The sequence below is a fragment of the Nocardioides sp. genome (assembly GCF_030150155.1).
In the GTDB taxonomy this organism is placed as follows: domain Bacteria; phylum Actinomycetota; class Actinomycetes; order Propionibacteriales; family Nocardioidaceae; genus Nocardioides.
Genome location: NZ_JASLGR010000044.1, coordinates 35,309 through 54,206, shown reverse-complemented (window position 1 = coordinate 54,206; position 18,898 = coordinate 35,309). Strand labels below are relative to the sequence as shown.

General features: G+C 71.4%; 16 protein-coding genes. 13 read left to right on the top strand and 3 right to left on the bottom strand.

Going from position 1 to position 18,898, the window contains the following annotated elements; genetic code table 11:
* Positions 1-114 precede the first annotated feature (114 nt).
* Positions 115-942 (bottom strand): IclR family transcriptional regulator, encoded by an 828-nt coding sequence (locus Q1V88_RS13900; RefSeq protein WP_300681886.1) that lies wholly within the window; start codon positions 940-942, stop codon positions 115-117.
* Between the two features lie 146 nt (positions 943-1,088).
* Here Q1V88_RS13900 and Q1V88_RS13895 point away from each other — a divergent pair, with 146 nt between their 5' ends.
* The 10 genes from Q1V88_RS13895 (at position 1,089) to Q1V88_RS13850 (ending at position 12,101) form a co-directional block, all read left to right on the top strand.
* Positions 1,089-2,285 carry an acyl-CoA dehydrogenase family protein gene (locus Q1V88_RS13895; RefSeq protein ID WP_300681885.1) on the top strand — a complete coding sequence of 399 codons (1,197 nt, stop codon included), beginning with the start codon at positions 1,089-1,091 and terminating at the stop codon, positions 2,283-2,285.
* Positions 2,286-2,295: 10 nt separating this feature from the next.
* The gene (locus Q1V88_RS13890; protein WP_300681884.1) at positions 2,296-3,432 is read left to right on the top strand and encodes an acyl-CoA dehydrogenase family protein; all 1,137 of its coding nucleotides are present in this window, start codon (positions 2,296-2,298) and stop codon (positions 3,430-3,432) included.
* The gene (locus tag Q1V88_RS13885) at positions 3,425-4,678 is read left to right on the top strand and encodes a CoA transferase (RefSeq protein ID WP_300681883.1); all 1,254 of its coding nucleotides are present in this window, start codon (positions 3,425-3,427) and stop codon (positions 4,676-4,678) included. The genes Q1V88_RS13890 and Q1V88_RS13885 overlap by 8 nt, the downstream gene beginning before the upstream one ends.
* Positions 4,675-6,006: a CoA transferase gene (locus Q1V88_RS13880; protein ID WP_300681882.1), complete on the top strand. Its 1,332-nt coding sequence runs from the start codon at positions 4,675-4,677 to the stop codon at positions 6,004-6,006. The genes Q1V88_RS13885 and Q1V88_RS13880 overlap by 4 nt, the downstream gene beginning before the upstream one ends.
* Positions 6,007-6,024: 18 nt before the next feature.
* Positions 6,025-6,549, top strand: a complete 525-nt coding sequence (locus Q1V88_RS13875) for a MaoC family dehydratase N-terminal domain-containing protein (protein ID WP_300681881.1) — start codon at positions 6,025-6,027, stop codon at positions 6,547-6,549.
* The gene (locus Q1V88_RS13870; RefSeq protein ID WP_300681880.1) at positions 6,546-6,995 is read left to right on the top strand and encodes a MaoC/PaaZ C-terminal domain-containing protein; all 450 of its coding nucleotides are present in this window, start codon (positions 6,546-6,548) and stop codon (positions 6,993-6,995) included. Before Q1V88_RS13875 ends, Q1V88_RS13870 begins: the two co-directional genes overlap by 4 nt.
* The gene (locus tag Q1V88_RS13865; protein ID WP_300681879.1) at positions 6,995-8,194 is read left to right on the top strand and encodes a thiolase family protein; all 1,200 of its coding nucleotides are present in this window, start codon (positions 6,995-6,997) and stop codon (positions 8,192-8,194) included. Before Q1V88_RS13870 ends, Q1V88_RS13865 begins: the two co-directional genes overlap by 1 nt.
* Positions 8,195-8,199: 5 nt before the next feature.
* Positions 8,200-8,652 carry an OB-fold domain-containing protein gene (locus Q1V88_RS13860; protein WP_300681878.1) on the top strand — a complete coding sequence of 151 codons (453 nt, stop codon included), beginning with the start codon at positions 8,200-8,202 and terminating at the stop codon, positions 8,650-8,652.
* Complete coding sequence (locus tag Q1V88_RS13855) at positions 8,645-10,390, top strand: amidohydrolase family protein (protein ID WP_300681877.1); 1,746 nt, start codon at positions 8,645-8,647, stop codon at positions 10,388-10,390. The genes Q1V88_RS13860 and Q1V88_RS13855 overlap by 8 nt, the downstream gene beginning before the upstream one ends.
* Positions 10,391-10,484: 94 nt before the next feature.
* Positions 10,485-12,101: an ABC transporter substrate-binding protein gene (locus Q1V88_RS13850; RefSeq protein WP_300681876.1), complete on the top strand. Its 1,617-nt coding sequence runs from the start codon at positions 10,485-10,487 to the stop codon at positions 12,099-12,101.
* A 441-nt stretch (positions 12,102-12,542) separates the two neighbouring features.
* Here Q1V88_RS13850 and Q1V88_RS13845 read toward each other — a convergent pair whose 3' ends face one another.
* Positions 12,543-14,147 (bottom strand): NAD(P)/FAD-dependent oxidoreductase, encoded by a 1,605-nt coding sequence (locus Q1V88_RS13845; RefSeq protein ID WP_300681875.1) that lies wholly within the window; start codon positions 14,145-14,147, stop codon positions 12,543-12,545.
* Between the two features lie 23 nt (positions 14,148-14,170).
* A complete protein-coding gene (locus Q1V88_RS13840) occupies positions 14,171-15,595 on the bottom strand; it encodes an aldehyde dehydrogenase family protein (RefSeq protein ID WP_300681874.1) in 1,425 nt (474 codons plus the stop codon).
* A gap of 107 nt (positions 15,596-15,702) precedes the next feature.
* On the opposite strand from Q1V88_RS13840, the gene Q1V88_RS13835 reads away from it, so the two are divergent.
* From Q1V88_RS13835 to Q1V88_RS13825, 3 genes are read left to right on the top strand one after another with little or no spacing between them, the layout of a single operon-like run.
* On the top strand, positions 15,703-16,860 hold the full coding sequence (locus tag Q1V88_RS13835; RefSeq protein ID WP_300681873.1) for an alcohol dehydrogenase catalytic domain-containing protein: 1,158 nt from the start codon (positions 15,703-15,705) through the stop codon (positions 16,858-16,860).
* The gene (locus tag Q1V88_RS13830; RefSeq protein ID WP_300681872.1) at positions 16,860-17,816 is read left to right on the top strand and encodes an ABC transporter permease; all 957 of its coding nucleotides are present in this window, start codon (positions 16,860-16,862) and stop codon (positions 17,814-17,816) included. Before Q1V88_RS13835 ends, Q1V88_RS13830 begins: the two co-directional genes overlap by 1 nt.
* Positions 17,809-18,897 (top strand): ABC transporter permease, encoded by a 1,089-nt coding sequence (locus Q1V88_RS13825; RefSeq protein ID WP_300681871.1) that lies wholly within the window; start codon positions 17,809-17,811, stop codon positions 18,895-18,897. Before Q1V88_RS13830 ends, Q1V88_RS13825 begins: the two co-directional genes overlap by 8 nt.
* The last annotated feature ends 1 nt before the right edge of the window (position 18,898 follow it).

The following is an 18,898-nucleotide window of genomic DNA, read 5'->3' as shown; positions in this document are numbered from 1 at the left end:
ATCCACAACCCCCTGGTGTGACGTTGCCGTAAATCGCCGCGACCCCCGCGCCGGTCGGCACGGGGGTCGCGAAGCGGGTTGCGACGGGGTTGCGATCGGAGGGCAGGCGTGGGCTCAGCCGGCGCCGACGAGGGCGGCCGGGGCGATCCGGGCGCGCAGCTCGTCGCTGATCCGGTGGGTCGCCGAGAGCAGCAGTGGCGCGAAGATCTCGGGCCGGAACGGCGGCGGAGCAGAGAGGCCGATCACGGCGCGGGTGTCGGTCAGGCCGAGGATCGGTGCGGCGACGGCGGCCACGGCGAACTGGTTGCCCTCGGCGCGGGCGAAGACCAGGTTGTTGCGGCTGCGGGCCTTGGCGAGCTCCTGGTGGAGGCGGTTGAGGTCGCGCACCGGGCCGCGCGGAGGGTCCGCCTGGTAGAGCGTGTCGACGTCCTCGGGCGGCAGTGTCGCGAGCATCGCCCGGCCCATCGCGGTGTGGTAGGCCAGCACGCGGTTGCCGACCCGGGAGGGGAGCTGGTCGGCCTCGATCCCGCCGATCTTGTCGAGGTAGTACAGGTAGCCGCCCTCGAGCACGCCGAGGTGCACCGCGGCGTTGGCACGGCGGTGGAGCTGGGTCAGCAGGGGCGCGGCGATCGAGCGCAGCTGGGCGTACTCGTGGGTGCCCTGGGTGGCCATCGTGCGCGCGCCCAGCGCGTGGGCGCGGATGCCGAGCCGGTAGCCGCCGCGACGGTCGTGCACCAGCCAGCCCAGCTCGACCAGCTGGGTGACCAGGCGGAACGCGGTCGAGCGGGGGAGCCCGGTCTCGCTGGCGATGTCCTCCAGCAGCCAGGTCTCGGTGCTGCTCAGGAAGAGCTCGAGGATCCAGGTGGTGCGCGCCAGCACGGAGGGCCGACTGGCCGGCTCGTCCGGCACCAGGTGTGGCCCCATATACGCCTGTTCAGTCATCGGTGACCCTCTTCTCCCGCTGGGCTGGAATCCCTGTGTGGAGCCAACCTAGCATTCGCTTGGTTTTCTGGGGAGGGGGGCAAAGGACTCTTGACGCCGAGGGGGTTCTCTGGTGGCATGCGTATGCCGAATAGAAATAGTTCAAAATGGAGGAACTAGTGGAGTTCGAGCTCGACGAGGAACAGCGCGCCTGGTGTGAGGAGGTGCGCGGCTTCCTCGCCGCCCATGTCACCCCGGAGCTGCGGGCCGAGCTGGCCGAGCACGACCTGGAGCACCCCGGCGGCGAGGTCGCCGCCTTCCGCCGCGCGATCGGCGCTCAGGGCTGGTTCGGCCTCAACTGGCCCGTCGAGTACGGCGGTCTCGGCCTCGGCCCGATCCACCAGCACCTCCTGATGAGCGAGTTCGAGTACGCCGGCGTGCCCGGCCCCGATCTCACCGTCACCTCGGTGGCGCCGATGATCATGCGGCACGGCACCGAGGCCAACAAGCAGGAGTTCCTGCCCCCGATCGCGCGCGGTGAGCTGATCTGCGCCGTGGGCTACTCCGAGCCCGGTGCCGGCACCGACCTGGCCAGCCTGTGCACCCGCGCGGTGCTGGACGAGGCGACCGGGGAGTGGGTGATCAACGGCTCGAAGATCTGGAACAGCGGGGCCCAGCGCTCCACCCACGAGTGGCTCTGCGTCAGGACCGATCCCGACGCGCCCCGGCACCGCGGGATCTCGGTCATCATCGTGCCGATCGACAGCCCCGGCGTGACCATCCGCCCGCTGATCGCCTGGTCGGGCTACCGCACCAACGAGGTCTTCTTCGACGACGTCCGGGTGCCCGCGACCAACCTGATCGGCGAGGTCAACCAGGGCTGGCGCTACATCACCGGCGCTCTGGACCTGGAGCGTGGTGCGCTGACCAACGCCGGCGACCTGCGCCGGGCCGTCGACGACCTGATCGCGCTGGCCCAGCAGCCGCGCAGCGATGGTCACCGGCCCGCCGACGCCGATGCCGTACGTCGTCTCCTGGCCGATCTGGACGCGGACGTCGAGGCGGCGACCCTGATGGGGTACGAGGCCTCCTCCAAGCTCGACGACGGGGTCATCCCGAGCGTCGACGTGAGCATCGAGAAGGTCTTCACCAGCGAGCTGCGCCAGCGGATCGCCACCGTCGCCCTCGACCTGCTCGGCCCCGACGGGCTGCTGGCCTACCGCAGCCCGGGCGCCCCGGACCGGGGGCGCTTCGAGCGGCTCTACCGGGCCGCCCCGCTGCTCCGCTTCGGCGCCGGAGCCAATGAGGTGCTGCGCGACGTGATCGCACAGCGCGGCGACGCGATGCCCTCCTACGGACGCTGAAGGAAGTGCGATGAGACTCGTTCCGACCACCGAAGAGCGTGACCTGGCCGCGATGCTGCGCGCCCTGTTCGGCACGCACTGGTCCACCACCGACGTCAGGGCCCTGCGCGAGCCCGGGGCCGACCGGTTCCCCCGCGGCCTGTGGGAGCGTCTGGCCGGCGCCGGGATCTGCGGGATCGCCGTGCCCGAGGAGCACGGCGGTGCCGGCGGCACCCTGAGCGACGTCGGCGTGGTCGCCGTCGAGGCGGGCCGGGCGCTGTGCCCCTCGGTCGTGCTCGGCACGATCGGGCTGGCCTACGCCCTCGGCGAGCTCGCCGGACCCGACCAGCGGGGCCGGCTGCTGCCGGCGCTGGCCGCCGGCGACCTGCGCGGTGTCGCCGTGCTGGCGTCGCCGAGCGACACCCGTGACCTCACCCCGCGGCTGCGGGCCACCCGCGAGGGCGAGGGCTGGCGGGTGGCCGGCAGCCTGCCCGACGTGGTCGACGCCGACCTGGCCGACCTGATCCTGGCGACCGCGCTCACCGAGGACGGCACCGTGCTCGGTGTCCTGCTCCCTCCCGCCGCCACCGTCTGCGAGGAGCGTCCGACCACGGCCGGTGACCGCCACGCGGCGGTCGCGGTCGAGGCGGTGCTCGGTGCCGACGAGGTCCTCGGCGCCGGCGCCGGTCTGGACCCCGACGACCTCGCCCGGGTGGCCCAGGCGCTCCAGGTGATCGGCTGCCTCGAGCTCGTCGGCGTCACCGAGGCGATCGTGGACCGGACCGTGGAGTACACCCTCACCCGCGAGCAGTTCGGCCGCCCGATCGCGTCGTTCCAGGCCGCCCAGCACCTGGTCGCGAACATGCGGATCGCGCTGGCCGCAGCACGCCTGACCAGCCACAGCGCGGCCGCCTGGCTGGGCCGTGGGGGAGTCGAGGAGCGGCGTACGGCGATCGCGGTGATGCAGGCCGCAGCCGCAGCGCGCCGGGCCAGTCTGGACGCCCACCAGCTGCACGGCGGGATGGGCTACGTGCTGGAGACCGACCTGCACCTGTGGTCCGAGCGGGCCCGGGAGCTGGGCGTGCTCGGCGGCGGTGGCCTGGTCGCGGCGGGCTGGCTGGCCGACGCCCTGGTCGCGCCGGTCACGGAGGAGGTGCGTCATGGCTGAGCGTCAGGTGCTGTCGGGACTGCGGGTCCTCGACCTCTCCCGCTGGGTAGCCGGCGAGTTCGCCACCAAGCTCTTCGCCGACTTCGGGGCCGAGGTGATCAAGGTCGAGCGGCCCGGCACCGGCAGCCTCACCCGGGCCTGGGGGCCGTTCCCCGACGACGTCGCCGACGCCGAGCGCAGCGCCCTCTTCCTGCACCTGAACACCAACAAGCGCTCCATCGCCCTCGACCTCACCGACGAGGGCGACCGTGAGGTGCTGCGTGACCTGGTCCGCACCGCCGACGCGGTGGTGGAGTCCTTCAGGCCCGGGCACCTGGAGCGTCTGGGGCTGGGCCCCGACGTGCTGCGCGAGCTCAACCCGGCCCTGGTGGTGACCCGGATCAGTGCCTTCGGCCAGACCGGTCCCTACCGTGACCGGGAGGCCACCGGCCTCACTCTGCAGGCCGCCGGCGGCCCGATGAACGCCACCGGCCAGGCCGACCGGGAGCCGCTGCGCAAGCCCGGTCTGCTGGAGCACTACACCGTCGGTCGCAGTGCCGGTGCGGCCACGATGGCGGCGCTGCTGCGGGCGCGGCGCACGGGCCGAGGCGCGACCCTGGACGTCTCGGGGCAGGAGGTGCTGCTCTCGGGGGCCGACCGGCGGGCGTCGTACCTGCTCAGTGCCGCCTACTCGGGGATGACCGCGCCCCGGGGTGCGCGCAGTCCGCACCGCCACGGCGCGACCTTCACCGGTCCGTTCCGGGCCGCCGACGGGTTCGTGATGGTGTACGTCACCAACCAGGCCTTCTGGAACCGGCTGGTGCACCTGATCGCCGCCGACGACGCCGACTTCCGGGAGCGGTTCTGCGACCGGCAGACGGTCAAGGGCGCCGATCGTGAGGAGTTCCTCGCCTACGTCGCGGCCTGGTTCGCCGCCCGGCCCAAGGTCGAGGTGATGGAGGCCGCCGAGGCCGCCCGGATCCCGATCACCGCCTACCTGGCGGTCTCGGAGGTGCTGGCCCACCCGCACTTCCGCGAGCGTGGCCTCTTCGTCGAGGCCGACCACCCGGTCGCCGGTCGCCTGGAGTACGTCGGCGCGCCCTGGCGGATGGAGGGCGGCTTCGCCCTGCACAGCACCGCCCCGACGCTCGACCAGGACGGTGCCGCCATCCGTGCCGAGATCCGGGTTTCCCACCGCCGAGATCCGGGTTCGCCACCGTCGAGTTCCGGGTTCGCCACCGACCAGACGACGGAGGTACCCGCATGAACCCCGACCTCACCACCGGCGGCAGCAGTGCCAGCACCGCCAGCACCACCGCGACCGGCGACCTGCCCCTGGACGGCATCCGGGTCATCGACCTCACCGTGGTCTGGTCCGGCCCCGGCTCGACCGCCCTGCTCGGCGACCTCGGCGCCGAGGTGATCCGGGTCGAGGGCAACGACCGGCTCAGTCGCCAGGTCTCGGCGAAGGTGACCAAGGAGTCGATCGCGGCCACCGGTTACCACGGCGGCACTTACCCCGAGAAGGACCCGGGCGAGCGGCCCTACGACCGCTCCGCGGTGTTCAACTGGCACGCCCGCAACAAGCTCTCGGCCTGCATGAACCTGGACACACCCGAGGGCCACCAGGCGCTGCTCGACCTGGTCGCGGTCAGCGACGTGCTGGTGGAGAACAACTCCAACGGCGTGCTGGAGAAGCTCGACCTGCACCCCGACACGCTGCTGGAGGTCAACCCGCGCCTGATCGTGGCCCGGATGCCCCCGCTGGGCACCACCGGACCGATCTCGGACTACCTGGGCTACGGGCCGAACTTCAACTCCCTGGTCGGGATCGCCGCGATGGACGGCTACGAGGGCGAGGAGCCCGACTCTGCGGGGGAGAACTACCACATGGACGAGGCGGCACCGGCCGGGCTGGCCTTCGCCGTGATGGCAGCGCTGTGGGACCGCGAGAGCACCGGTCGCGGCGGCCTGATCGAGTTCGCCCAGGCGGAGAACGTGATCGCCGAGATCGGCGAGTACGTGCTCGACCGCCAGGTCAACGACCGTGACCCCGAGGTGCTCGGCAACGCCGACCCGCATGTCGTCCAGAGCGTCGTCCCGGCCGCGGGCCAGGACCGCTGGGTAGCCGTCTCGATCCGCGACGACCGTGACTGGCGCGGCCTGTGTACCGTGCTCGGTGACGCCCTCGACCCCGCCCTCGGGGCCGGCGCCGGGCAGCGGCGTACGAACGCGGCAGGGATCCGGGAGGCACTCACCGCCTGGTGTGCCGACCGGGAGCCGGCCGACGCCGTCGACCTGCTCCAGGGGGCCGGCGTGCCGGCCGGTGAGGTGATGTCGGAGCCGCGACTGCTCACCGACCCGCACCTGGTCGAGCGCGGCTGGTTCCGCGAGCGCCACCACCCCGCGATCGGCACGCATCTCTACCCGGGCCAGCCCTGGCGCAGCGACGACTTCGAGCTGGCCTTCGGGCGTCCGGTGCCCGGCTTCGGCCAGGACAACGCCTACGTCTACCGCGAGGTGCTCGGCTACGACGAGGCCACCTACGACGACCTGGTTGCCCGCGGCCTGGTCACCGACCACCAGATCGCCTGACCCTGAACCAGGAGTGCCATGAATCTCACCAGCAGTGCGACGACTGCGGCCCCCTCACTGATCCCGCCCGAGGTCGCCGCCCGGGTCGGCACCGTCGCCGCGACGGCGACCGGTGACGTCTACCGCCGCGACTGGCAGCGCTGGGCCGCAGCCGTCGGCGACCTCAACCCGCTCTGGTTCGACACCGACGCCGCCCGCGCCGCCGGGTACGACGATGTGGTCGCACCGCCCCTCTACGTGCAGTACGCGATCCTCGGGGTCACCCCGATGGGCGACCTGCGGGCCGATGGGTCCTCGGGTGCGGCCTCGGGCAACCTCGCCTTCCCCGACGCCCCGCGCCGGATGGCCGGCGGGGAGTCCACCACGTTCCTGGCGCCGTGCTACCACGGTGACACGATCACGATGGTCCGCACGATCGAGTCGATCGTCGACAAGCAGGGCCGCTCGGGTCCGTTCGTGCTCGTCACCTGGCGCACGACGTACACCAATCAGCGCGACGAGCTCGTCGCGACCGCCTCGACGTCGATGATCGCGCGCCCATGAGCGGCCAGGTGCACCTCGAGGACGTGCAGGTCGGCGACGTCGTCACCCCGCTGCGGGTGAGCGTGGACGAGACCCAGATGTTCCTGTTCAGCGCGGCGACGTACAACGCCCACCGGATCCACTACGACAAGACCTGGGCACGGGAGAAGGAGGGTTACGACGACGTGCTGGTCCAAGGGCCGCTCCAGGCCGCGCTGCTGGCCCGGGCCGTCACCGACTGGATCGGCCCCGGTGGCCGGCTGGTCACCTTCTCCGCGCAGAACCGCGCGGTGGCCTTCCCCGGTCAGGAGCTGACCTTCTCCGGCACCGTCACCGCGATCGACGCCACCGACCCGGCCGAGACCCGCGTCGAGCTGGACCTGGCCGCCACCCGCGGTGGGGACGTGCTGATGCCGGGCACCGCCGTGGTGGTGCTGCCGCGCCGTGGCCCGGCCGGAGCGCTCTGATGGGGCTGCGCGGCGAGGCCGCGATCGTCGGGATCGCCGAGCTGCCGGCCGAGCGTCGCCAGACCCGGCCCGAGCTGTTCACCCTGGACCAGTACGCGCTACTGGCGAAGATGGCCCTGGACGACGCCGGGCTGCCCGCCTCGACCGTCACCGGCCTGGTCACCCACGGGATCGGGGAGTCGGCGATGTTCGCCCCGGCGACCCTGTCGGAGTACCTCGGTCTGCCGCTCGACTTCGGGGAGCGCGTCGACCTCGGCGGCGCCACCGCTGCCGGGATGATCTGGCGCGCCGCCGCCGCGATCGAGCTCGGCATCTGCGAGGCGGTGCTCTGCGTGGTGCCCGGCTCGCTGATGGTGCCGCGCTCGACCCGGCGCCCCCAGCCCGATCCGGGCTGGTTCGGTGCCTCGAGCAACACCTTCGGCTCGCCGCAGGCCGAGTTCGAGATCCCGTACGGCAACGTCGGACAGAACGGCCCCTACGCCCAGATCGCGCAGCGCTACGCCGCCGAGTTCGGCTACGACCCGACCGCGACGGCCAAGATCGCCGTGGACCAGCGCACCAACGCGTGCGCCCACCCCGGCGCCGTCTTCCACGGCAAGCCGATCACGGTCGCCGACGTCCTGGACAGCCCGATGATCGCCGACCCGTTGCACATGCTGGAGGTGGTGATGCGGGTCCAGGGCGGTGCGGGCGTGCTGATCGTGGGGCCCGAGCTGGCTCGGCGTACCCGGCATCGGCCTGTGTGGGTGAAGGGGTTCGGCGAGCACGTCGCGTTCAAGACCCCGACGTATGCCGACGACCTGGTCCGCACGCCGATCGCGCGGGCGGCCGAGACCGCGTTCTCGATGGCGGGGCTGACCCGCGCAGACGTCGACATGGCCTCGATCTACGACTGCTACACGGTCACCGTCGCGATGACCCTGGAGGACGCCGGCTTCTGTCCCAAGGGCGAGGTGATGAGCTGGCTGCACGAGCACGACCTCACCTTCCGCGGCGACTTCCCGGTCAACACCGCCGGTGGGCAGCTCTCCTTCGGTCAGGCCGGGATGGCCGGCGGGATGCACCATGTCGTCGACGCCGCCCGGCAGGTGATGGGCAGGGCCGGCCAGGCCCAGGTGGCCGCGTGCGACACGGCCTTCGTCACCGGCAACGGCGGCATCATGAGCGAGCAGGTCGCCCTGCTCCTGGCAGGGGAGTGAGTGCGATGGGTACGCCGAGCAACGACGGCACCACGGCGCCGATCGAGCCCAAGCCGCTGCCCGAGCCGACCCCGGTCTCGCGGCCGTTCTGGGACGCGCTGGCCGAGCATCGGATCCTGATCCAGTTCTCGCCCTCGGCCTCGCAGTGGGTCTTCTACCCCCGCACCCTGGCGCCGGGCACCCTCGCCGACGACCTGGAGTGGCGCGAGATCAGCGGCGCCGGGACGCTCTACACCTTCACCGTCGCCGAGCGTCCGACAGCGCCGCCGTGGGCCGACGCCGTGCCGCAGCTGCTGGCCGTCGTCGAGTGGGACGAGGGCCCGCGGTTCAGCACCGAGCTGGTCGACACTGACGTCGCCGACCTGCGGGTGGGTGCCCGGGTGGTGCCTGTCTTCTGCGACGTCCCCGAGTCCGAGATCACCCTGTTGCGCTACCGAGTGGAGAAGTCTGATGGCTGAGCATGACCTTGTCGTCCGCGGAGGAGTCCTGGTCGACGGCACCGGCGAGGACCGCCGTAGCGCCGACGTGGCGATCACCGACGGTGTCGTCACCGAGGTGGGCCGGGTCACCGGCCGCGGGCACCGTGAGATCGAGGCCGACGGCGCCGTCGTCGCCCCCGGCTTCGTCGATGTGCACACGCACTACGACGGGCAGGCGACCTGGGACTCGTACCTGCAGCCGTCCTCGTGGCACGGCATCACCACCGTGGTGATGGGCAACTGCGGGGTCGGCTTCGCCCCGGCGGTGCCGCGTGACCACGAGCGTCTGGTCGCGCTGATGGAGGGTGTCGAGGACATCCCCGGTGTCGCGCTCACCGAGGGGCTGGCCTGGGACTGGCAGAGCTTCCCGGAGTACCTCGACGCCCTCGAGCGGCGTGCCCACGACCTCGACTTCGCCGCCCAGGTGCCGCACGCGGCGCTGCGGGTGCGGGCGATGGGGGAGCGGGCGGCGGCCCACGCCCAGGCCACCGACGAGGAGGTCGCCCTGATGGCGAAGCTCGCCGCCGAGGCGGTGCGGGCCGGTGCGCTGGGGTTCTCCACCTCGCGCACGCTGAACCACAAGACCAGGGCGGGCGATCTGACGCCGTCGTACGCCGCCGGGATCGCTGAGCTCGCCGAGATCTCCCGGGCGATCGGTGAGACCGGAGCCGGGGTGCTCCAGCTGGTCACCGATTGGGACGACGACACGATCGACACCGACTTCGAGCTGATCGCCACGATGGCGCGCGCGGCCGGGCGGCCGATGTCGTTCTCGCTGGGGCAGAGCCCGTCGGCCCCCGACCGGTTCCGCAAGGCGCTGGCGTTCCTGGACCGGGCCAACGCCGAGGGGCTGCGGATGCGGGCCCAGGTAGCGGCGCGGGGGATCGGGATCCTGCTCGGCCTGGACTGCACCCTCAACCCGTTCGCCGGGAACCCGGCGTGGCTGGAGATCGCCGACCTGCCGCTGGCCGAGCAGGCCGAGGCGATGCGCGACCCCGAGCGGCGTCGCCGGATCCTGGAGCTGGGTGTGGTCAAGCCGCCGAACATCATCGGCGGGAACATGCTCGACGACTTCGTCCGGATGTTCGAGCTCGGCGACCCGCCGGACTACGAGCCCGACCCGGAGCAGACCATCGAGCGGCGGGCAGCGCGTGCCGGGGTGACGCCGGAGGAGTTCGTCTACGACCTGCTGATCGCCGACGGTGGGCGCGGGATGCTGTACATCCCGTTCTCCAACTACGTCAACGGACGCCTCGACGGTGCCCGGGAGATGCTGGTGCACGAGTACACCATCCCCGGCCTCTCCGACGGTGGCGCGCATGTCGGCACGATCTGCGACGGCTCGTTCCCGACCACGCTGCTCCAGCACTGGGTGCGGGACCGTGCCGAGGGCCGGATCGGCCTGGAGTTCATCGTGTCGCGCCAGTCGCGGGCCACGGCCGAGGCGGTCGGTCTCTTCGACCGCGGTCTGCTCAAGCCGGGGTACAAGGGCGACCTTAACGTGATCGACCTCGACGGGCTGCGGCTGCACAAGCCCGAGATGCACCACGACCTGCCGGCCGGCGGTCGACGGCTGCTGCAACGGGCCGACGGCTACCGCTTCACGGTGGTGAGCGGGGTCGTGACGTACGTCGACGGGCAGGCGACCGGGGAGCTGCCCGGGCGTCTGGTGCGCGGTGGTCAGCCCGATCCGATGGCGTCAGGTCCCACTCACTGACAGTTGCAATCGTCATATGCTCGACAGGACTATTCCGATTAGATATGTTTCGGGAAGTTCTCCGGGTCTGCCCGGTACTACCCGAGGAGTAGGGATGAAACGACGTAACGTGCGCGCCTCCGTGGCCGTGATGGCAGTGATGGCGACCATGTCGCTGGCCGCAGGTTGTGGGTCCTCCAGTGACAGCGGCGCGGGGGCGAAGGCCTCCACGTCCAGCACCGGGGCCCGCTCCTATGTGGAGGGGATGATCGGCACCGACGCCGGCGGCACCGCCGTCGACGGTGGCACCATCACCTTCTCCGGGTTCTCCGAGCCCGCCTCGCTCGACCCGACCAAGACGATCGCCGCCGGCTCCACCGGTGGCACCGAGATGGCCGCGGTCTACGACACCCTGATGCGCTACGACGCCGCCACCAAGGGCTTCGTCCCCGAGATGGCCGAGTCCCTCACCCCCAACGGCGACCACTCCGAGTGGACCCTGAAGCTGCGCAAGGGCGTGAAGTTCAGCGACGGCAGCACCCTCGACGCCGCCGCGGTGAAGTGGAGCCAGGAGCGCTACGTCACCAACTCCGGCCCGGAGAAGGCACTGTGGGCGGCCAACGTCGCCTCGATCTCCACCCCTGACGACTCCACCGTGGTCTACAAGCTCAACGGCCCGTGGGTGCTCTTCCCGAGCATCCTCAGCACCGGCCCGGGCATGATCGTGGGCAAGGCCTCCGACGCCGGCAGTACGTTCAAGCCGGTCGGCGCGGGTCCGTTCACGTTCGGGTCGTGGAAGCCGCAGGAGGAGATGATCCTCAACGCCAACCCGACGTACTGGGACGGCAAGCCGCACCTGGCCTCGGTCCGCTCGGTCTTCCTCTCCGACCAGCAGACCTCGGCCGACTCGCTCACCAGCGGCGCCGTCGACATCGCGTTCATGCGTGACCCCGACAAGGTCGACAAGCTGCTCGACGCCAAGACCAGCGGGTACATGAACCTGGTCGCGGCCAGCAACGTCGCGGTGATCAACGCCGAGGACGGCCACCCCGGTCACGACGTCCGGGTCCGCAAGGCGATGGCGCTGGCGATCAACACCGACCTGATCCGCGAGCGCTCCACCGAGGGGCACGGTCTGGCTGGATCGACCATCTTCCCGTCGTACTCGCAGTGGCACGGCGCGACCGAGGGTCTGGCCTACGACCCGACCGCCGCCAAGAAGCTCCTCGACGAGGCCAAGGCCGACGGGTACGACGGCAAGATCACCTACAGCGACCAGTCCGACCCCGTCTCGCGGGCGATCGCGCTCGTGGTCAAGGCGAACCTGGAGGCCGTCGGCTTCAAGGTCGAGCTCAGCCTGGACCGTACGGTGGCCGACACCATCGCCAAGGTCGCGGTCAACCACGACTACGACTTCTCCGGCTGGGGTCTGAGCTTCCGCGAGGGCGACCCGTTCTCGAAGATGTACTCCACCACCGACTCCAAGAGCCCGGCCAACCTCGGCATGGCCACGAGCCCGGAGATGGACAAGCTCCTCGAGCAGTTCAAGGCGGCCGCGGACCCGGCTGAGCAGAAGAAGATCATGGACCAGATCCAGCAGCTCAGCAACGAGCAGGTCTCCTACCTCAACTGGGGTGCGGTGGCCGAGTACAACGCCTGGAACAGCAAGGTCCACGGCGTCGTCGGCGGGATGAACTCCATCGTTCTGCTCGGCAAGGCCTGGAAGGGCTGACAGTCCGGCCCGCAAGGGCTGTCGGCTAGGCCCGGAAGGGCTGACAGTGAACCGGTGGTGACACAACGGTGATCACGGAGGGCCTCCCCGCTTCGGCGGGGAGGCCCTCTGTCATGCCCCGACTTCCGGGTTCACCACGCGCGAGATCCGGGTTCACCACCGGTGAGATCCGGGTTCACCGCGCGCGAGTTCCGGGTTCACCACGCGCGAGTTCCGGATTGCTCACACGCGGTCGTACGTCGTGGTGCGCGCGTCCCGTTCCAGCGCCCGATCCGGGGGCCACGCCGACGGGATCGGCGTGTTGCGGCCCGAGGGCGCACGAACGGACTCCCGGTGGTGAACCCGGATCTCGCCGGTGGTGAACCCGGATCTCGCCGGTGGTGAACCCGGATCTCACCGGTGGTGAACCCGGATCTCGCCGGTGGCGAACCCGGATCTCGGCTAGGTGAGGCGCAGACCCGGATACCCGTCGGCCGCGATCGCGTCGCAGCGGGCCCGGTAGGCACCCACACCCCCGATGTAGGGCAGGAAGACGCGCGGCTTGCCGGGCACGTTGGCGCCCATCAGCCAGGAGTCGGTCTGCGGGTAGAGCGTGTGGCCGGCGACCTCGGCGACGTGCGCGCTCCAGGTCTCCTCGGCCTCGCTGGTCGGCTCGGCGGTGCTCATGGCGGTGCCGTCGAGGTGGGCGATCAGGTCGTCGACCCACTCGACGTGCTGCTCGATCGAGACGACCGCGTTGGACAGCGCCGAGGGGCTACCGGGTCCGCACACCGTGTAGAGGTTCGGGAAGCCCGCGACCATCAGGCCGAGGAAGCTGCGCGGCCCGTGCGCCCAGTGCTCGGAGAGCCGCAGCCCGTCGCGGCCGACCGGGTCGAGTGCGAGCAGCGGGCCGGTCTGGGCGTCGAACCCGGTCGCCAGCACCAGCGTGTCCAGCTCGTGCGTGACCTCGCCGTCGGGCCCGGCGGTGCGCACCCCGGTCGGGGTGATCCGGGTGATCGGCGTACGGCGCAGGTTGACCAGGGTGACGTCGTCGCGGTTGTACGTCGCGTAGTAGCCGGTGTCCAGGCACGGCCGTTTCGTGCCGTAGGCGTAGGTCCGCGGGCTGAGGTCCTCGGCGGTGTCGGGGTCCTCGACGATCTCGGCGATCCGGTCGCGGATGAAGTCCGACGCGGTCGCGTTGGCCTCGGCGTTGCGGACCAGGTCGGTGTAGGCCTGCAGGATCCCGGTGAGCGTGCCCGACTCCCAGCGGCGGTGGTAGGTCGCCGTCCGCTCGGCCTCGCTGACGTCGAGGGCCGACTGGGTCGGCACGTCGAGCAGGATGCCGTACGACGAGCTCCGCACCTGGGCGGTCACCTCGGCGGCATGCTCGCGGCGACGGCGTACCGCCTCGGGATCGGGAGCGCCGTTGCGCGCGGGGATGGAGAAGCTCGGCGTGCGCTGGAAGACGGTCAGGTGGGCGGCCTGCTCGGCCAGGTGGGGGATCGCCTGGATCCCCGAGGAGCCGGTGCCGATCACGCCGACCCGGCGTCCGGTCAGGTCGACCGGGTGGTGCGGCCAGGCGCCGGTGTGCAGCACCTCGCCGGCGAAGTCGTCGAGTCCCTCGATCGCGGGCGTGGCCCGTTGCGAGAGCAGCCCGACGCCGAGCACCAGGTGGCGGCCGCGGACGCGTTCGCCGGCGTCGGTGACCACCTCCCAGCGCTCGGCGTCCTCGTCGAAGACGGCACTGGTCACCCGGGTGCCGAACCGGAAGTGGCGGCGCAGGTCGTGCCGGTCGGCGACGTGCTCCAGGTAGGCGAGGATCTCGGGCTGGGCGGCGTAGCGCTCGGACCACTCCCACTCGTGGAGCAGGTCCACGTCCCACGAGTAGGAGTAGTAGAGCGACTCGATGTCGCAGCGGGCGCCGGGATAGCGGTTCCAGTACCAGGTGCCGCCCGGACCCTCGGCGGCCTCGAACCCGGCCACGCTGAGCCCGCGGCCGTGCAGCCGATGGACGGCGTAGAGCCCGGAGAACCCGGCGCCGACGACGATGGCATCCACCTCACGCATGAGCGCTCCTCCCGGCGCCGCGGTCAGCCGCGCGCCGGCGGCTGGATCGACTTGACCTCGAGGAACTCCTCGATGCCCCAGCGGCCGTACTCGCGTCCGATGCCCGAGGACTTGAAGCCGCCGAAGGGCGCCGACTGGTTGGTGTTGAGGCCGTTGATGTGGACCACCCCGGAGCGGATCCGGTCGGCGACGGCGATCGCGCGCTCCTCGTCGGCGGCGAAGACCGCTCCGGACAGGCCGTACGCCGTGCTGTTCGCGATCGCCACGGCGTCGTCGTCGCCGGTGTGGGTCTGGATGGCCAGCACCGGCCCGAAGACCTCGTCCTGGCCCAGCCGCATCTGCGGGGTGACCCGGCCGAAGATCACCGGGGCGAGGTGGAAGCCGCGCTCGGGACGCGCCACGTGCGGGTCGCCGTAGACCACCTCGGCGCCGTCCTCGACGGCCCGCTGGAGGTGGGCGCTGACGCGGTCCCACTGCAACGCCGAGACCAGCGGCCCGAGGTTCTCCCCGGGCACGTAGTCGGCGGCGATCTCGCGCACCAGCGCCACCGTGTCGTCGTAGCGCGCCTCGGGCACGACCAGGCGGGTCCAGGCGGCGCAGGTCTGGCCGGAGTTGAACAGGCAGAACCCGAGCCCCGAGCGCACCGCGTTGGCGAAGCCGGCGTCGTCGAGGTCGTCGAGGATCACCGCGGGCGACTTGCCGCCGAGCTCGAGGGAGTAGCGGGTCAGGTTCGCTGCGGCGGCCCCGGCGATCGCCTTGCCGACGCCGGTGGAGCCGGTGAAGGAGACCATGTCGATGTCGGGGTGGGCCGCCAGCGCGGCGCCGGCGACGGGACCACGACCGGCCAGCACGCTGAGCCAGCCCGTCGGGAACCCGGCGTCGATGGCGGCCTCGGCGAGCAGGTACGCCGTCAACGGGGTGTTCTCGGCGGGCTTGAGTACGACCGGGCACCCGGCCGCGACCGCCGACCCGATCTTGGTCAGGGCCTGGTGCAGCGGGAAGTTCCACGGCGTGATCGCCCCGACCACGCCGACCGGCTCGGAGACGATGGTGGAGGGGCCGAGCGGCTCGCGGAACGGGTACGCCTCGGCCAGGGCGATGGTGGTGCGCAGCGTGCCCAGGGAGCCGCCGACGTGGACCATCCGGGCGAAGGCGGCCGGGGCGCCCATCTCGGCCGACATGGTCTCGGCGAAGAGCTCGGTGCGCTCCTCGATCAGGTCGGCGAGCCGGCGCAGGGTGGCCAGCCGGTCGGCGAGCGGCCAGGCCGGGCCGGAGTCGAAGGCCCGGCGGGCGGCGGCGACGGCGGTGTCGATGTCGGTCTCGTCGGCCAGGACCACCTCGGCGAACTCCTCACCCGAGCGCGGGTCGACCAGCGTCAGCCGCTCGGTCCCGTGCGGGGTGGTCCAGGTGCCGCCGACGTCGATCAGGTCCTTCGATTCCATGCTCATGCCTCGCTTCTGCTGCGGATCGAGTGCCGCATCGTGAAATATGTTTGTTCGGAGTATGCCTAAACGCTATATGCTCGGCAAGCATCATCCGTGAATGAGGAGAGCGAATGACGACCGAAGAGACGATCGTGGTGCGGGCGGCCGTTCTGACCGACGCACCTGGGGGACTGGCGATCGAGGAGCTCGAGCTCGATACCCGGCTCGAGCCCGATGAGGTCCGGGTGCGGGTGCTCGCCTGCGGGCTGTGCCACAGCGACCTGCACATGCTGGACGGCACCCTGCCGACCACGATGCCGACAGTCCTCGGCCACGAGATCGCCGGCGTCGTCGAGGCGGTCGGCTCGGCCGTCACCGACCTCGCCGTCGGCGCCCGGGTGGTGGCCTGTCTGTCGATGTTCTGCGGCACCTGCGCCGCCTGCCGGGCGGGGCGTCCGTGGATCTGCGTACGCCGTCACGACCTGGGTCGGGCCGAGCGCCCGCGTCCACGCCTGCGCCGCGCCGACGGCACCCCCGTCGGCCAGGTCGCCGGGCTCGGCGGACTCGCCGAGGCCACCGTGCTGCACCGCACCTCGGTGGTCGAGGTCGCCGCCGACGTACCCGCCGACCGGGCCGGCCTGCTCGGCTGCGCCGTGATCACCGGGGTCGGCTCCGCGATCAACGGTGCCCAGGTCCGTCCCGGCGAGACGGTCGCCGTGATCGGGGTCGGGGGAGTCGGCCTCAACGTGGTCCAGGGAGCGCGCCTGGCCGGTGCCGCCCGGATCGTCGCGGTCGACGTTGCCCCGGCCAAGCTCGACCTGGCCCGTACCTTTGGCGCCACCGACGTGGTCGACGCGAGCGCCGGTGACCCGGTCGCCGCCGTCACCGCCCTGGTCGGCCCGGTCGACCACGCCTTCGACGTCGTCGGCCGCTCGACCACCGTCGCCCAGGCCGTCGCGATGATCGCTCCCGGGCGTACCGCCTGGGTGGTCGGCATCCCGCCGGTGGGCGAGGAGCTGGCCCTGCCCGGGCTGCCGCTGGTCACCCAGGCCAAGGGCGTCCAGGGCCTCCTGATGGGAGCCAACCGGTTCACCGAGGACATCCCGATGCTGGCCGACCTCTACACCCAGGGCCGCCTCGAGCTGGACGCGCTGATCTCGGACCGGCTGACGCTGGAGGAGACCGCCGCCGGGTTCGAGGCGATGCGGGCCGGGGCGCTGGCCCGTGCCGTCGTCGTCTTCGACGCCGCCACCACCGCCGCCACCGACGAGAACGGCGGGGCGGCGTGATGGCCTGGCGCACGATCGGCAAGCGGGTCGGCGAGCTCATCGCGGTGCTCCTGATCGTCAGCTTCGGCACCTTCATGCTGGTCTCGCTGATGCCCGGCGACCCCGCGGTCTCGGTGCTCGGCGAGGGCCGCAGCCCCGCCGAGTACGCCGCTGTGCGCGCCGACCTCGGGCTCAACGACCCGCTCTTCACCCGCTACCTGCACTGGCTGGGCAACGCCGTCACCGGCAACCTCGGCACCTCGATCACGCCGCCGTACGTCGATGTGGCGGACCGGATCAAGGGGGCGCTGCCGGTCAGCGTCGAGCTCGCCGTGCTCGGCATGGCGATGGCGCTGCTGATCTCGATCCCGCTGGCGATGATCTCGGCGTACCGCGCCGGTGGCCGCCTCGACCGGGCGATCAGCGCCGGCACCTTCGGCATCCTGTCGGTGCCCAGCTTCCTGGCCGGCCTGCTGATCATCATGGTCTTCGCCAACCAGCTCGGCTGGTTCCCGCGGGCCCAGTGGGGTCGACTCTCCGACGGGATCGGGCAGAACCTCTATCACGCGTTCCTGCCGGCGCTCACGATCGCGCTGGCCGAGACCGCGATGTTCACCCGGGTGCTGCGCAACGACCTGATCACCACCCTCAACGAGGACTACATCCTGGCCGCGAAGGCGAAGGGGATGGGCACCGTCCACATCCTGTTCAGCGACGCCCTGCGACCCTCGTCGTTCTCGCTGGTCACCCTGATGGGGATCAGCCTGGGCCGCCTGATCGGCTCCACCATCATCGTCGAGTACCTGTTCGCGCTGCCGGGCATGGGCTCGCTCGTCATCGGTGCTGCCAGCACCGGCAACTTCGTCATGGTCCAGGGCGCGGTGCTCGTCATCGCGGTCATCTACGTGGCGGTCAACACCGTCATCGACCTCTCCTACGGCTACCTCGACCCGCGCACCCGGAGGGCACATGTCTGACACCGTCGAGCGGCCGATGGCGGCCGCCGCATCCGAGATCGAGGTCCCGGCCGCCGCGGCCGGGGGCAACCTCGCCCGCAAGCCCGCCTCACGCGGCCGTGGCCTGATCCTGCTCGTCGTGGGCCTGGTCGTCGCGATCGTCGGCGTCAGCATCCACCCCGGGAGCGGCTGGCTGCAGCTGCTGATCGTCCTGATCGGCCTCGGCGTGGCCTACACCGGTGGCGCCGAGCTGGGCCGGGTCCGGTTCGGCCGCGACTTCGACCTGATGTCGTGGATCTGCGGCACCTGGCTCGTCGTCCTCGTGCTCGCCGCGATCTTCGCGCCGCTGCTGCCGTTGGGGGAGTCCCAAGACCTCACCAAGGCGATGACGTCGCCGCCCAACGCCCCGCCGGACCTGTTCAGCTCCCACCCGCTGGGGACCAACAACTTCGGCCTCGACCTGCTCGCCCGGGTGATCTACGGTGCCCGCGCCTCGCTGGTCGTCTCGATCGGCGCGGTGCTGATCGGCCTCGTCGTCGGCGGCGTGATCGGCGTCCTGGCCGGCTACTTCCGCCGCGCCGTGGACACCATCACCGGCATCTTCACCAACTCGCTGCTCGCGGTCCCGCCGCTGATCCTGATGATCGCGCTGGCCACCGTGCTCAAGCCGACCCTGCCGAACATCGCGATGGCACTGTCCCTGCTCGCCCTGCCGAGCATGATCCGGATGGCACGGGCCAGCACCCTGACCTTCGCCCAGCGCGAGTTCGTCCTCGCCGCCAAGTCGATGGGGGCCTCCAGCGGCCGGGTGATGCTGCGCGAGATCGTGCCCAACGTGGTGCTTCCGCTGGCGTCGTACGCGATGGTCATGGTCTCGGTGCTGATCGTCGCCGAGGCGTCGCTGAGCTTCCTCGGTCTGGGCATCCAGGCGCCCAGCCCGTCGTGGGGCAACATGATCTCCGAGGGCGAGGGTGACGCGTTCAAGAACTACCCCCACATCGTGCTGGTGCCCGGAGCGGTGCTCTTCGCCACGGTGTTCTCCTTCAACCTGCTCGGCGAGAAGGCGCGCAAGCGCTTCGACTCCCGTGCCGCGAAGCTGTGAG

What these genes read in the sequence shown, in the direction of transcription:
- Q1V88_RS13900 (WP_300681886.1), bottom strand. Translation starts at nt 942, where the DNA reads ATGACTGAACAGGCGTATATGGGGCCACACCTGGTGCCGGACGAGCCG.
- Q1V88_RS13895 (WP_300681885.1), top strand. Translation starts at nt 1,089, where the DNA reads ATGGAGGAACTAGTGGAGTTCGAGCTCGACGAGGAACAGCGCGCCTGG.
- Q1V88_RS13890 (WP_300681884.1), top strand. Translation starts at nt 2,296, where the DNA reads ATGAGACTCGTTCCGACCACCGAAGAGCGTGACCTGGCCGCGATGCTG.
- Q1V88_RS13885 (WP_300681883.1), top strand. Translation starts at nt 3,425, where the DNA reads ATGGCTGAGCGTCAGGTGCTGTCGGGACTGCGGGTCCTCGACCTCTCC.
- Q1V88_RS13880 (WP_300681882.1), top strand. Translation starts at nt 4,675, where the DNA reads ATGAACCCCGACCTCACCACCGGCGGCAGCAGTGCCAGCACCGCCAGC.
- Q1V88_RS13875 (WP_300681881.1), top strand. Translation starts at nt 6,025, where the DNA reads ATGAATCTCACCAGCAGTGCGACGACTGCGGCCCCCTCACTGATCCCG.
- Q1V88_RS13870 (WP_300681880.1), top strand. Translation starts at nt 6,546, where the DNA reads ATGAGCGGCCAGGTGCACCTCGAGGACGTGCAGGTCGGCGACGTCGTC.
- Q1V88_RS13865 (WP_300681879.1), top strand. Translation starts at nt 6,995, where the DNA reads ATGGGGCTGCGCGGCGAGGCCGCGATCGTCGGGATCGCCGAGCTGCCG.
- Q1V88_RS13860 (WP_300681878.1), top strand. Translation starts at nt 8,200, where the DNA reads ATGGGTACGCCGAGCAACGACGGCACCACGGCGCCGATCGAGCCCAAG.
- Q1V88_RS13855 (WP_300681877.1), top strand. Translation starts at nt 8,645, where the DNA reads ATGGCTGAGCATGACCTTGTCGTCCGCGGAGGAGTCCTGGTCGACGGC.
- Q1V88_RS13850 (WP_300681876.1), top strand. Translation starts at nt 10,485, where the DNA reads ATGAAACGACGTAACGTGCGCGCCTCCGTGGCCGTGATGGCAGTGATG.
- Q1V88_RS13845 (WP_300681875.1), bottom strand. Translation starts at nt 14,147, where the DNA reads ATGCGTGAGGTGGATGCCATCGTCGTCGGCGCCGGGTTCTCCGGGCTC.
- Q1V88_RS13840 (WP_300681874.1), bottom strand. Translation starts at nt 15,595, where the DNA reads ATGAGCATGGAATCGAAGGACCTGATCGACGTCGGCGGCACCTGGACC.
- Q1V88_RS13835 (WP_300681873.1), top strand. Translation starts at nt 15,703, where the DNA reads ATGACGACCGAAGAGACGATCGTGGTGCGGGCGGCCGTTCTGACCGAC.
- Q1V88_RS13830 (WP_300681872.1), top strand. Translation starts at nt 16,860, where the DNA reads ATGGCCTGGCGCACGATCGGCAAGCGGGTCGGCGAGCTCATCGCGGTG.
- Q1V88_RS13825 (WP_300681871.1), top strand. Translation starts at nt 17,809, where the DNA reads ATGTCTGACACCGTCGAGCGGCCGATGGCGGCCGCCGCATCCGAGATC.